Source organism: Pseudomonas sp. AC083, assembly GCF_979253165.1.
Genome location: NZ_CEEDDH010000184.1, coordinates 1 through 262 on the forward strand (window position 1 = coordinate 1; position 262 = coordinate 262).

Consider the following 262-nt stretch of genomic DNA (forward strand, 5'->3'; position numbering starts at 1 on the left):
GGATTATATTATATACCATGGAATATTTACACTTTCATTCCTGATGTAGATGAAATGGTCACTCGTAAAAGAAGAGAAGGAATATTTGCAGGTATTATGACGTTTACACGCAAGAGTACTACAGCTTTAGCCACATTCTTGGTAGGAGTTATTTTACAGGAAAGTGGATTCGTTGCAAGTGCGACGACACAGTCTACGACAGCAATAAATGGGATTGTAGGTATTCTGTTTTTCGGAACTGTAGGGCTAGTCGGTATTAGTT

General features: G+C 38.2%; 1 protein-coding gene. It reads left to right on the plus strand.

All coding sequences use genetic code 11. The features are described 5' to 3' along the window. A partial coding sequence (locus tag AC0IXA_RS27650) for an MFS transporter (RefSeq protein ID WP_471814940.1) occupies positions 1-262 on the plus strand: 262 nt, incomplete at both ends.